13 protein-coding genes are annotated in these 11432 nt (G+C 74.9%); 8 read left to right on the forward strand and 5 right to left on the reverse strand.

Annotation, left to right across the window (positions count from 1 at the left end; genetic code table 11):
- Positions 1-109: 109 nt before the first annotated feature.
- The gene (locus ACFV0O_RS16055; protein WP_380341664.1) at positions 110-1933 is read right to left on the reverse strand and encodes an NHL domain-containing thioredoxin family protein; all 1824 of its coding nucleotides are present in this window, start codon (positions 1931-1933) and stop codon (positions 110-112) included.
- A gap of 48 nt (positions 1934-1981) precedes the next feature.
- On the reverse strand, positions 1982-2740 hold the full coding sequence (locus tag ACFV0O_RS16060) for a GNAT family N-acetyltransferase (RefSeq protein ID WP_380341667.1): 759 nt from the start codon (positions 2738-2740) through the stop codon (positions 1982-1984).
- Positions 2741-2869: 129 nt separating this feature from the next.
- Between ACFV0O_RS16060 and ACFV0O_RS16065 the strand changes: the two genes are divergently transcribed.
- Both ACFV0O_RS16065 and ACFV0O_RS16070 read left to right on the forward strand, forming a co-directional pair.
- A complete protein-coding gene (locus ACFV0O_RS16065) occupies positions 2870-3358 on the forward strand; it encodes an LURP-one-related family protein (protein ID WP_360257955.1) in 489 nt (162 codons plus the stop codon).
- Positions 3359-3499: 141 nt separating this feature from the next.
- The gene (locus ACFV0O_RS16070; RefSeq protein ID WP_360257952.1) at positions 3500-3922 is read left to right on the forward strand and encodes a DUF350 domain-containing protein; all 423 of its coding nucleotides are present in this window, start codon (positions 3500-3502) and stop codon (positions 3920-3922) included.
- 29 nt (positions 3923-3951) lie between these two features.
- On the opposite strand, the gene ACFV0O_RS16075 is transcribed toward ACFV0O_RS16070, so the two are convergent.
- Positions 3952-4299 (reverse strand): winged helix-turn-helix transcriptional regulator, encoded by a 348-nt coding sequence (locus tag ACFV0O_RS16075; RefSeq protein WP_380341878.1) that lies wholly within the window; start codon positions 4297-4299, stop codon positions 3952-3954.
- Between the two features lie 219 nt (positions 4300-4518).
- On the opposite strand from ACFV0O_RS16075, the gene ACFV0O_RS16080 reads away from it, so the two are divergent.
- A complete protein-coding gene (locus tag ACFV0O_RS16080) occupies positions 4519-5364 on the forward strand; it encodes an NAD(P)-binding domain-containing protein (RefSeq protein WP_380341881.1) in 846 nt (281 codons plus the stop codon).
- Between the two features lie 23 nt (positions 5365-5387).
- Positions 5388-5957: a GNAT family N-acetyltransferase gene (locus ACFV0O_RS16085; RefSeq protein WP_380341670.1), complete on the forward strand. Its 570-nt coding sequence runs from the start codon at positions 5388-5390 to the stop codon at positions 5955-5957.
- 286 nt (positions 5958-6243) lie between these two features.
- Here the strand turns inward: ACFV0O_RS16085 and ACFV0O_RS16090 are convergent, their stop codons facing one another.
- A complete protein-coding gene (locus tag ACFV0O_RS16090) occupies positions 6244-7299 on the reverse strand; it encodes an aldo/keto reductase (protein ID WP_380341673.1) in 1056 nt (351 codons plus the stop codon).
- A 223-nt stretch (positions 7300-7522) separates the two neighbouring features.
- On the opposite strand from ACFV0O_RS16090, the gene ACFV0O_RS16095 reads away from it, so the two are divergent.
- The 4 genes from ACFV0O_RS16095 to cutA all read left to right on the forward strand — a co-directional run bounded on the left by ACFV0O_RS16095 (position 7523) and on the right by cutA (position 11099).
- Entirely contained in the window at positions 7523-8497 is a 975-nt protein-coding gene (locus tag ACFV0O_RS16095) for a hypothetical protein (RefSeq protein ID WP_380341675.1), read from the forward strand.
- A 96-nt stretch (positions 8498-8593) separates the two neighbouring features.
- Positions 8594-9643 (forward strand): NAD(P)/FAD-dependent oxidoreductase, encoded by a 1050-nt coding sequence (locus tag ACFV0O_RS16100; protein ID WP_380341678.1) that lies wholly within the window; start codon positions 8594-8596, stop codon positions 9641-9643.
- A gap of 40 nt (positions 9644-9683) precedes the next feature.
- Positions 9684-10628 carry a class I SAM-dependent methyltransferase gene (locus tag ACFV0O_RS16105; protein WP_380341680.1) on the forward strand — a complete coding sequence of 315 codons (945 nt, stop codon included), beginning with the start codon at positions 9684-9686 and terminating at the stop codon, positions 10626-10628.
- Positions 10629-10769: 141 nt separating this feature from the next.
- A complete protein-coding gene (cutA, locus tag ACFV0O_RS16110) occupies positions 10770-11099 on the forward strand; it encodes a divalent-cation tolerance protein CutA (protein ID WP_380341682.1) in 330 nt (109 codons plus the stop codon).
- Here cutA and ACFV0O_RS16115 read toward each other — a convergent pair.
- Positions 11063-11269 (reverse strand): hypothetical protein, encoded by a 207-nt coding sequence (locus ACFV0O_RS16115; RefSeq protein ID WP_380341685.1) that lies wholly within the window; start codon positions 11267-11269, stop codon positions 11063-11065. The genes cutA and ACFV0O_RS16115 overlap by 37 nt on opposite strands.
- Positions 11270-11432 lie beyond the last annotated feature (163 nt).

Below are 11432 nucleotides of genomic sequence, written 5' to 3' on the forward strand. Positions count from 1 at the left end.
ATTGGCGCCCTAACCAAAACCCCAACTCCGTCTCGTTTCCCCCCCTCCTTTACAGCTTGGCCGGGGTTTCCCCCCCCCCCAACCGGTGCCCCCGTCGCCGTCCGCGGGCCTACGAGGGCTGCTCCATGCCGGCCAGGACCAGCGGGAGGCGGCGGGCGCCGTCGGCGACCAGCTTCACCGGCACGCCCCAGTCCTGCTGGTGCACGTGGCAGGCCGGGTACTCGATCTCCGGATCGTCGTCGCAGGACGCCGCCATCGCCGAGACGTGCAGCACGCCCTCGGCGACCTCGTCGGAGAGCACCAGCTCGCGGGAGAGGTCGCTGTCCGCGCCCGCGCCGGAGACCAGCAGCTCCGGCGGGGTCGAGCTGACCAGCAGCCGGGTGGACGGGCCGTAGCGCTCGTCCAGCTTCTGGCCGCTCGGCGCCGAGAAGACCACGTCCAGCCGGAAGGCGCCCGGTGCGACCTCGGTGGCCGCGCGCCGGGTGCGGTGCGCCACCGACTCCACCCGCACCGCCTCCTCCGGCAGCCGCAGCCTGGTCAGCCGGTGCCGGGCCGACTCGACCACCACGATGTCGCCGTCCACCAGCACCGCGCCGGAAGGCTCGCGCAGGTCGGTGGCCAGCGTGCTGACCTGGCCGGTCGCCGGGTCGTAGCGGCGCAGCGCGTGGTTGTAGGTGTCACTGACGGCCACCGAGCCGTCCGGCAGCACGGTGACGCCCAGCGGGTGCTGGAGCAGGGCCTGGTCGGCCGCGCCGTCACGGTGGCCGAAGTCGAACAGGCCGGTGCCGACGGCGGTTTCGACCGTTCCCGTTTCACGTGAAACCCAGCGCAGCGCGGAGGTCTCGGAGTCGGCGACCCAGAGCTTCCCGCCGTCCGCGGAGACCGCGAGACCGGACGGCTGGGCGAACCAGGCCTCGGCGGCGGGCCCGTCGACCAGGCCCTCGTTGGTGGTGCCGGCCGCGACCCCGACCGTGCCGGCCGCCGGGTCGTACGCCCAGAGCTGGTGCACGCCCGCCATCGCGATCCACACCCGGCCGTCGAACCAGGCGACGTCCCACGGCGAGGACAGGTCCACCTCGCGGGCCGGGCCCGCGGTCGCCGAGCCCTGCCACCACTGCCGGCCGGTGCCGGCCAGGGTGGTCACACTGCCGTCGGCCAGCCGCAGGCCGCGCAGGGCGTGGTTGACGGTGTCGGCGACGACCACGTCGTACGCCGAACCCTCCGGCAGCAGCGCCAGGCCCTGCGGCTCGCTGAACCGGGGGCTGGTGCCGTCCACCAGGCCGCGCTGCCCGTCACCGATCCGGCGCACCACCGTCTCGCCGTCCTCGGCCAGCTCGACCAGCGAGTGGTGGCCGGAGTCGGCGACCAGGAAGTGGCCGTTCGGCAGCCGTACCGCCTTGCCCGGGAACTTGAGGTCCCCCGCGGTCGGCTCCGGCGCCACGTACGGGCCGTCGCCGCGGCGCAGCGTGCCCTTCGCGGCGTGCTCCGCCTCCAGCTCCTCGACCAGGCGGGCGATCGCGTGGGCGTGGCCCTCACCGGCGTGCTGGGCGACCACGTACCCCTCCGGGTCGATCACCACCAGCGTCGGCCAGGCCCGGACCGCGTACTGCTTCCAGGTGGCCAGCTCCGGGTCGTCCAGCACCGGGTGGTGCACCTCGTAGCGGGCGACGGCGTCCACCACCGCCTGGTGGTCGGCCTCGTGCACGAACTTCGGCGAGTGCACCCCGACGATCACCACGGTGTCGCGGTGCTTCTCCTCCAGCTCCCGCAGCTCGTCCAGGACGTGCAGACAGTTGATGCAGCAGAAGGTCCAGAAATCCAGGACGGTGATCTTGCCCCGGAAGTCGGCGAGGGTGAGGTCCTTGCCGCCGGTGTTCAGCCAACCGCCTGCCCCGACCAGCTCGGGGGCGCGTACACGTGCACGAGATGCCATGCCCCAATGAAACCGCACGCCCGGTGTCCGCATTCCGGGCGTGCCGGTTCAGAACTTCGGGCGGCGGGCCTCGCTCAGCTCGACGACCTCCAGGGTGGTGGCGAGTGACGTGCTCTCCCAGCCGAGCAGGGCCTTGGTGACCATGATCGCGGGGATCATCGCCGTTCCGCGCTCGACCAGCAGCCGCTGCACCGCGGCCATGCCGCGGTCGGCGAGGACCGGGCGGCACTCCTCGACCAGGCCGGTCAGGTGGGCGGCGTGCTCGGCCGTCAGACCGCCGACGTTCGGGAAGAGGTCGGGGCGGGTGAGGTCGGCCTGCCAGCGGGTCTCGCCGTCCTGGGTATGGGCGGTCGGGCGCAGGCCGAGGGTGGTGGCGACCCTGGCGGAGGCGCGGTGGTCGGGGTGGATGTGGGCGACGGCGGTGGTGGTGCCGGCGGCGGTGAGGTGGGCGAGCAGGGCGCGGGCGGCTTCGGTGGCCAGGCCGCGGCGCTGCCAGGGGGTGCCGACCACCCAGGCGAGTTCGGCCTCGTCCGGGCCGACGGTGGCCTGCACGTAGCCGATCAGGGCGCCGTCGGCGCGCAGCCGCAGGACCCAGTTGCCCCAGCGTTCGGCCGGGTCGGGGGAGCCGGCGGCGAGCCGGGCGCAGCGGGCGCGCATCTCCTCCGCCGTGGCCGGGCGGCCGCCGGTGAAGGCGTGCAGGGCCGGGTCGGCGAGTGCGGCGGTCAGTTCCCCGGCGTGCTCGGGGGCGATCGGCAGCAGGTCGAGGCGCTCGCTGTGCAGCGGGGCGGTGGTGGGGTCGGGGCGCATGGCGGTATTGAAGGCGATCGCCGGGGTGCCGGGCGACGGTATTTCCCGCGGGTGCTTCGTGGCGGTGCTTTTCGGCGGGCGGGGGATCGGGGTCGAATGGGACGACGTCAACACGGAGGAGGTCCCGCGGTGCGGTATCTGGTCAGGGAGAAGCTGTTCGCGGTCGGCGACGACTACTGGATCGAGGACGACCGGGGTCACAAGGCGTACCTGGTGGACGGCAAGGTGCTGCGGCTTCGGCACACCTTCGAGCTGAGGGACGCGCAGGACCGGGTGGTCGCGGTGGTGAAGGAGAAGATGCTCACCGTCCGCGACGCGATGAAGATCGAGGACGCCGACGGCGAGGTGATCGCGACCGTCCGGGAGAAGCTCTTCACCCCGTTCCGCGACAAGTACCTGGTGGACCTGGCCTCCGGCGGCGAGCTGAAGATCCACGGCAACCTGATCGACAAGGACTACCGGATCGAGAACGAGCACGGCGACGAGCTGGCCCGGATCAGCCGCAAGTGGTTCCGGATCCGGGACACCTACGGGGTGGAGATCGCCGACGGCGCGGACACCGGCCTGCTGCTGGCCGTCGCGGCCTGCGTCGACCACCTGGCGCACGAGGAGGACTGACCGTCCCCGGTTCCCGGATCCCCGGTCCGCCTCTCACCCGCGTGGGGTATCTTTTGCCAACCCTTGACCCGGTCGGTCGAGGGATCCCCGGCCGGCCGGCCGGGGACGTACGGCGAGAGCGGACCGGGGGCTGGAACCACGATGAACGACATCCTGCACGGGCTCGGCGCGGCAGCGGCCTACGGTGCCCTCGGGGTGGTGCTGCTGCTCCTCGGCATCGGCCTGGTCGACCTGCTGACACCCGGCAGGCTCGGCCACCAGATCTGGGTCGAGCGCAACCGCAACGCCGCGGTCCTGCTCAGCTCCGCGCTGCTCGGCATCGGCGGCATCGTCTTCACCGCGATCATGTACACCTACGCCGACTTCGGGAAGGGCCTGGTCTCGACGGCCTGCTACGGGCTGCTCGGGCTGGTGCTGATGGCCGTCGCGTTCTGGCTGGTGGACCTGCTGACGCCCGGCAAGCTCGGCGCGATCCTGGTCGAGCCGGAGCCGCACCCGGCGGTGTGGGTGTCGGCCAGCTGCAACATCGCGGTGGCGGCGGTGGTGTCGGCCGCGATCGCGTAGCGGCGCGCCCGGGCGCCGGGCGGGCCGCGTCAGGCCGGGTGCGGCGCCCGGCCCAGGACGTGCTCCCGCCCCCAGTCGCCCAGCGGCGCCAGCGCCGCGTTGAGGCGGCGCCCCGCCTCGGTCAGCGCGTACTCGACCCGGGGCGGCACCTCGTCGTACGCCTCGCGGTGCACGATGCCGTGCGCCTCCATCTCGCGCAGGTGTGCGGCCAGCACCTTCTCGGTGATCCCCGGCAGCAGCCGGCGCAGCTCGCCGAAGCGGCAGTCGGGGCGCACGCCCAGGGCCCAGAGGATCGACACCTTCCACTTGCCGCCGATCACGTCCAGCGCGGCGTCCGTCCCGCAGACGTGCGCCCCCGGCCTCGGCACGGTCACCATGTCCACCCCTTCCGGTGCCTCTCCGACCTCGATGCTCACTTCAGGGTAACCACCCACTTCGAAGTGCGTACTTGAGCGTTCCCGGGGCCGGCGCGGAGGCTGACTCCCGTGACGAACAACCGTGTTGAGAACGCAGCCGAGAACGCGGCGGACACCGCGGCCGAGAACGCAGCCGAGTCCGCGGCCGGGAGCCCGCCCACCCCGCCCACCCCGCTCACCCTGCTCGGCCTCGGGGCCATGGGCACCGCACTGGCCGGCGCCTGGCTCACCGCCGGGCACCCGCTGACCGTCTGGAACCGCACCGCCGCCCGGGCCGACGCGCTCGCCGCCCGCGGTGCCACCGTCGCCGCCACCGCCGCCGACGCCGTCGCGGCGAACCGCCTGGTCGTCGTCTGCCTGCTCGACGACGACTCGGTGGACGGGACGCTGGCCGGCGTCGACCTGACCGGCAAGGACCTGGTCAACCTGATCACCGGCACCCCCGGGCAGGCCCGCGCCCGCGCCGCCTGGGCCGAGCGGCGCGGCGCCCGCTACCTGGACGGCGGGATCATGGCCGTCCCGCCGATGATCGGCGTCCCGTCGGCCGGACCGTACGTCTTCTACAGCGGCTCCCCCGAGTTGTTCGAGGAGCACCGGACGGCCCTCGCCGTGCCCGCCGGCACCCGGTACGTCGGCGCGGACGCCGGGTACGCGGCCCTGCACGACGTGGCGCTGCTCAGCGCCATGTACGGCATGTTCGCCGGTGTCGCGCACGCCTTCGCGCTGGTCCGCGGCGAAGCCGTCGCACCGGGCGACCTCGCGCCGCTGCTGGGGAGTTGGCTCACCGCGATGTCCGGTTCGGTGGCCAGGACCGCGGAGCAGCTGGAGAGCGGTGACTACACCGGCGGCGTGGTGTCCAACCTGGCGATGCAGGTGGCGGGCCGGGCCACGCTGCTGCGCACCGCCGAGGAGCACGGAGTGAGCACCGAACTGCTCGACCCCTACTTCCGGTTGATGGAGCGCCGACTGGAGATCGGCAGTGGCGACGAGGACCTGACCGGGGTCGTCGACCTGCTGCGACGGTGAGGGTCGGCCGGTAACGTACCGGCATGGCAGACCTTGAAGAACGCGCCGACGTCGTCGCGTCCGACCCACGGCAGTCCGGGACCGGAGTGCTGGTCAGACCGCGTCGCGCCGACGACCTCGCCGACTGCGTCCGGGTGCTGGGCGCGGTCCACAGCAGCGACCGCTATCCCGCCGACTGGCCCGACCGCCCCGCCGCATGGCTCACCCCGGACGGTCTGCTGGCCGCCTGGATCGCCGAGTCGGACGGCCGGCTCGCCGGTCACGTCGGCCTCGCCCGCAGCGCCCGGGGTGACCTCGCCCCCGCCCTGTGGAGCCGCCGCACCGGTGGCCGCCCGGAGCTCACCGCCGTGATCGGCCGCCTCTACGTGGCCCCCGGCGCGCGCGGCCACCACATCGGCGCCCGGCTCCTCGCCTGCGCCGTGACGCACGCGCGGGCGCTCGGCCTGCACCCCGTCCTTGACGTCCTCGCCGTCGACACCGCGGCCGTCGCCCTGTACCGCCGCCTCGGCTGGACCCATCTCGGCAGCGGCGACCAGCAGTGGCCCTCCGGCCGCACGGTCACCGTCCACTGCTTCGCCGCCCCGAGGGGCTAGGGCTTGTCTGACAATTCCCGCCGCGCGCACGACGCCGGGCATCCGCCCCCAGCCTTCGGCCGGGAGGTGCCCCCACCTGGACGCACCGCCGAATCGTCCGAGTACGTCCAGTACGAGGACGCTCCGGCGGCACGCCCAGCCGGGCGCCCAACGCCGCGCGCTGATGCGACGCGAATTGTCAGACAAGCCCTAGGGCCAGGACCCCGGAGGCCGGGACCAGTACCCCGCCCGCCCGGCCCCGGTGGTCGGTCGGGCGGGCGGGCCTGGCGCTCCCGGGTCAGGCAGGTCAGGCGGCGGGTCGGTCGGCGGCGGGCCGGCGGCGGAGGGCGGGGGTGGTGAGGGACGGGGGCTGCCAGACGCCGTCCGCCCGGTAGAGGTCGGTGCCGGGCGGGACGATGGCGTCGACGCGGTCGAGGACGGCGTCGTCCAGGACCAGGTCGGCGGCCTTGAGGGCGGATTCGAGCTGCTCCGCGGTGCGCGGGCCGATGATCACCGAGGTGACCGCCGGGTGGGCCTGCGGGAAGGCCAGGGCCAGTTCGGGCAGGGTGCGGCCGAGTTCCTCGGCGAGGGCGGTGAGAGCCTCGACGGCCTCCAGCTTGGCGGCCGTGGTGGGCAGGGCCGGGTCGAAACGGCCCGGGTTGAGGGCGGGGCGGCCCTGGGTGAGGTCCACCGGGCGGCCCTTGCGGTAGCGGCCGGTGAGGAAACCGCCGGCCAGGGGGCCCCAGGTCAGCGCGCCCATGCCGAGCCGCTGGACCACCGGCAGCACGTCGCGCTCGACGCCCCGGGCGAGCAGCGAGTACGGCGGCTGCTCGGTGCGGAAGCACGGCAGGGCGCGGCGCTCGGCGACGTGGTGGGCGTCCACCAACTGCTCGGCGGGGAAGGTCGAGCAGCCGAAGGCGAGGATCTTGCCGGCCCGGACGAGGTCGCCCAGGACGGACAGGGTCTCCTCGATGTCGGTGGTGTGGTCCGGCCGGTGGATCTGGTACAGGTCGATCCGGTCGGTGCGCAGCCGGCGCAGGCTGTCCTCGACCGCGCGCACGATCCAGCGCCGCGAGTTGCCGCCCCGGTTGCGGCCCTCGCCCATCGGGAAGTGCACCTTGGTGGCGAGCACGATCGCGTCGCGGTCGCCGCGGGCGGCCAGCGCCTTGCCGACGATCTCCTCGGACTCGCCCGCCGAGTACATGTCGGCGGTGTCGATGACGTTGATGCCCCGGTCGATCGCGGTGTCGATGATCCGGGCGCAGTCGGCGTGGTCGCGGTTGCCGACGGCGCCGAACATCATCGTGCCGAGGCAGAGGGCGCTCACCTCGATGCCGGTGCCGCCGAGGACGCGGTAGCGCATGGTCGGGATCCCCCTGGTGGTGGGTGGTGGTGGGTCAGTGGTGGCTCAGAGGCTACGAGTTGGAGTGCACTCCAGGGCAAGAGGGGCGGCGGGGTCGGTCGGCCGAGGGGGCGTCGGGTCGCCGGCCCCGGAGCGTCCTCGGCCTCCGGGATCCCCCGGGTGGGGGAGCCGGATCGTCGTGGGGGCGGAGGCCGTGGCGGGCGGCGTCGGGAAGCCTGGGGCCATGGTGAAGCACGGGTGGGTGCGGGACGGCCGGGCGGTGGTCGGGTGGGGTGTCGGCTACGCCGGGTTCGGGCTGGCGTGTGCGTCGGGGGGAACGGCGCTGTTCGGTGTCGCCTGGCTCGGGTGGGTGGCCGTCGGGGTGGGGCTGGGGGCGGCCGGGGCCGGGTGGGCGGCGGTGCGGCAGCGGGAGGAGGCGGGGGCGGGGGCGTGGCGGGCGCGGTGGCTCGGGCGGTTGTTGTGGCTGCTGTGCGGGCTGGCCGTGGTGTCGGCCTTCAGCCTGCTGATGGACGTGACGACGCTGGTGTTCGGGCAGGGCGTGGACAGCGTCCCGGACGCGGTGAACCGCGCCCTGGCCGCGTCCGGTGCGCTGCTGCTGGCCGGGACCGCCCGGAGCCGGCGGCCGGGCGGTGCCGCGCGCGGGCCGGTCCCGGCCCCGTCGGCGGCCCCGGCGACGTTCCAGCTCACGGCCTGGGCGGGGACGCTGGCCTTCCTGCCGTACGTGGCGATGAAGCTGGTCTGGGCGCTCGGCGGCACCTTCGCCGGGATCACCGGCGCCGAGATGTACGACGCGTACGTGCGCAACGGCTCCTCCGGGCTCTGGCTGACGCTGGAGTCCTGGGGGCTGGACGGCACGGTGTTGCTGGCGGCGGCCGGGGTGTTCCTGCTCTGGGGGCTGGTGCGGCCGTGGGGGCAGGTCTTCCCGCGCTGGACCCTGCCACTGCGCGGCCACCGCGTGCCGCGTTGGCTGCCGCTCACCCCGGCGCTGCTGGGCGCGGCGACGCTGGCGCCGTACGGGCTGGTCGGGCTCGGCTACCTGGGGTTGTGCAGCGCGGGGGTGGTCGGGATCCGGCACGGGGACATCGCCACGCCCGGGCAGACGCTGCAGGTGGCCTGGGTCGGGATCTGCGCCTTCGCCGGGTACGGGGTGGCGCTGGCGCTGGCGGCCCGCTCGTACTGGCGGCGCACCGGGGGCTGAGCCCGGTGGTCCGGGAAGCCGCCTGTTTGCTGGGGTGGCAACAAAGCTTGCCGTAGCGGGGAGGCCGGCCGCAGCCTGGCGGTGGAGGTGAGCGCCATGCGCGAGACGACCGGGACGACGGTGACGACCGGGACGACGGTGACGAGGCCGGACGGGTGCTACGACGTGGTGGTGGTCGGTGCCGGCGCGGCGGGGCTGAACGCCGCACTGGTGCTGGGCCGGGCCCGGCGCCGGGTCGCGGTGGTGGACGCGGGTGAGCCGCGCAACGCCCCCGCCGCCCACATGCACGGCTACCTGAGCCGGGACGGCATGCCCCCGGCGGCGTTGCTGGCGGTCGGGCGGGAGGAGGTCGCCCGGTACGGGGTCGACCTGATCGACGCCCGGGTCGAGCACGTCGAGCACGTCGAGGCCGTCGACGGTGTCGAGCACGTCGAGGCCGCCGAAGTCGCCGGTGCCGCCGGGCCGCGCTTCGCGGTGCACCTGGCCGGCGGCCCGGTGCTGCCCGCGCGCCGGGTGGTCGTCGCCACCGGACTGCGGGACGGGTTGCCGGAGCTGCCGGGCCTGGCCGAGCGCTGGGGCCGGGACGTGCTGCACTGCCCGTACTGCCACGGCTGGGAGGTCCGGGACCGTCCGCTCGCGGTGCTCGGCACCCACCCGATGGCCGTCGACCAGGCGCTGCTGCTGCGGCAGTGGTCGGCGGACGTGGTCCTGGTGGCGCACACCCTCGACCTCACCGCGGCCGAGCGGGAGCGGCTCGCCGCCCGCGGCGTGCGGGTGGTCGGGGGCCGGATCGTCCGGCTGGTGTCGGACGACGGTCGGCTGCGCGGCGTCGAACTCGCCGACGGGCGGGTCGTGCCGTGCGAGGCGGTGTTCGTCTTCCCCCAGCCGGTGCCCCGGGACGCGCTGCTCTTCGGCCTCGACTGCGCCCGGGACGACAACGGCTGGGTCACCACGGACCGGACCGGCCGCACCAGCCTCCCGGGGGTCTGGGCGGTGGGCAACGTCGCCGACCCCCGCGCCCAGGTGGTCACCGCCGCCGGGGCGGGGGCGGCGGCCGCCTTCGCGCTCGACCACGACCTCGCGGCGGAGGATCTCGAACGGGCGGTCGCCGCCCACCGCGCGTCCGGCGCCGCGGTGCCCGCATGAGCGGGGACGCTTTCGTCAACCACGAACGGAGAGAACGGACATGACCTCTCAGCACCACCAGCACGGCAACGGCAACGGCAACGGCAACGGCCACCGACACGGTCACGGTCACGGTCACGGGCACGTCCCCGCCGCCGACTTCGACTGGGACGCGCTCGCCGCGCACCTGGAGCACGAGGCCGACCTGCGCGCCGCCGCCGTCACCGAGGCCGCGCGGTGGCTGTCCGACCTGTACGGCCAGGGTCCGCAGGGGCCGGAGGGGACGGGCGGCGTGAGGAGGGTCCTGGACGTCGGCAGTGGGCCCGGGGTGATCGCCGGACTGCTGGCGGAGGCCTTCCCGGCGGCCGAGGTGGTGGCCGTCGACCAGTCGGCCGCCCTGCTGGAGCGCGCCCGCACCCGCTCCGGTGGCCGGCTCGGCACCCAGCAGGCGGACCTGCCAGCCGAGTTCGACAAGCTCGGCGAGGCCGACCTGGTCTGGTCCGGCAATGCGATCCACCACCTGGGCGACCAGCAGGCCGCGCTGACCTCGCTCGCCGGGGTGCTGCGGCCGGGCGGTCTGCTCGCCGTCGCCGAACGCGGTCTGCCCGCGCGCTACCTGCCCCGCGACTTCGGCCTCGGCCGGCCCGGTTTCCAGTCCCGGCTGGACGCGGCCCACGAGGACGGGTTCAGCACCATGCGGGCCGAACTGCCCGGCAGCACCGAGGAGGTCGAGGACTGGCCGGCCATGCTGGAACGCGCCGGCCTGACCCCGAGCGGCACCCGCACCTTCCTGGTCGACCGGCCCGCCCCGCTCGACCGCCGCACCCGCGAGTACCTGCGCACCCAGCTCGGCCGGCTGCACGACCAGCTCGCGGACAGCCTCCCGCCGGAGGACCGGAGCACCCTGGAGGCCCTCCTCGACGAGGAGGCCCCCACCGGCATCCTCCACCGCCCGGACGCCTTCTACCTCTCCGCGATGACCGTCCACACGGCCCGCAAGTCCTGAGGAGCGGGGGACGACGGGCCGGGCGGCCACATCACTCGGCCCCCGCCCCGTCCAGGCCCGCCCCGTCCGGCCCCGCCCCCGTTCCCGGAGGAGCGGGGGCGACGGTGACCGGACCGGCACCTCCGGGGATACCGTCGGGCCATGACAGCGAGCGAGCAGCGCTTCGTCGTGGTGACCACCACGCACGAGAGCGAGGAGCAGGCCCGGGCCCTGGCGTCCGCCGTGGTGCGGGAGCGGCTGGCGGCCTGCGCCCAGGTGTACCCCGTGCGGTCGGTGTACTGGTGGGAGGGCGAGGTGCAGGACGCCGAGGAGTGGCGGATCGACCTCAAGACCCGGGCCGAACTCTCGGACCGGCTGGTCGCGTTCGTCGCCGGGCTGCACTCGTACGAGACGCCCGAGGTGATCGCCGTGCCGGTGGTGGCCGGCAGCCCCGGCTACCTGGACTGGGTGGCGGAGGAGACGGCCCGGTAGCGGATCAGGGCGCGACCGCCAGGAAGGCGGGGACGGCGAGCAACCCGGCGGTGGTCCTCCTCGGAGGGTGGCAGGTCGGGCTTGAGGAGGATGTCGGTGGTGTGCTTCTTCACCAGCCGCGCGGTGATCACCGCCCGCTCGGCGATCACAGTCTGCTCGGCGATCGCCACGTCCGGGCGCGCTGGACCTGCTCGGCCGAACCGCACCGGATGGCGGCGGGGCCCGGAGGATCGCCTCCGGGCCCCCCCCCCCGGGGACCGGGCCCCCCCGCCCCGCCCCCCCCCCGCGGGCCCCCCGGCCGGGGCGACCCCCCCGGCCCCCCCCCGCCCCCCG

The sequence above is a fragment of the Kitasatospora sp. NPDC059577 genome (assembly GCF_042735475.1).
Lineage (GTDB): Bacteria > Actinomycetota > Actinomycetes > Streptomycetales > Streptomycetaceae > Kitasatospora.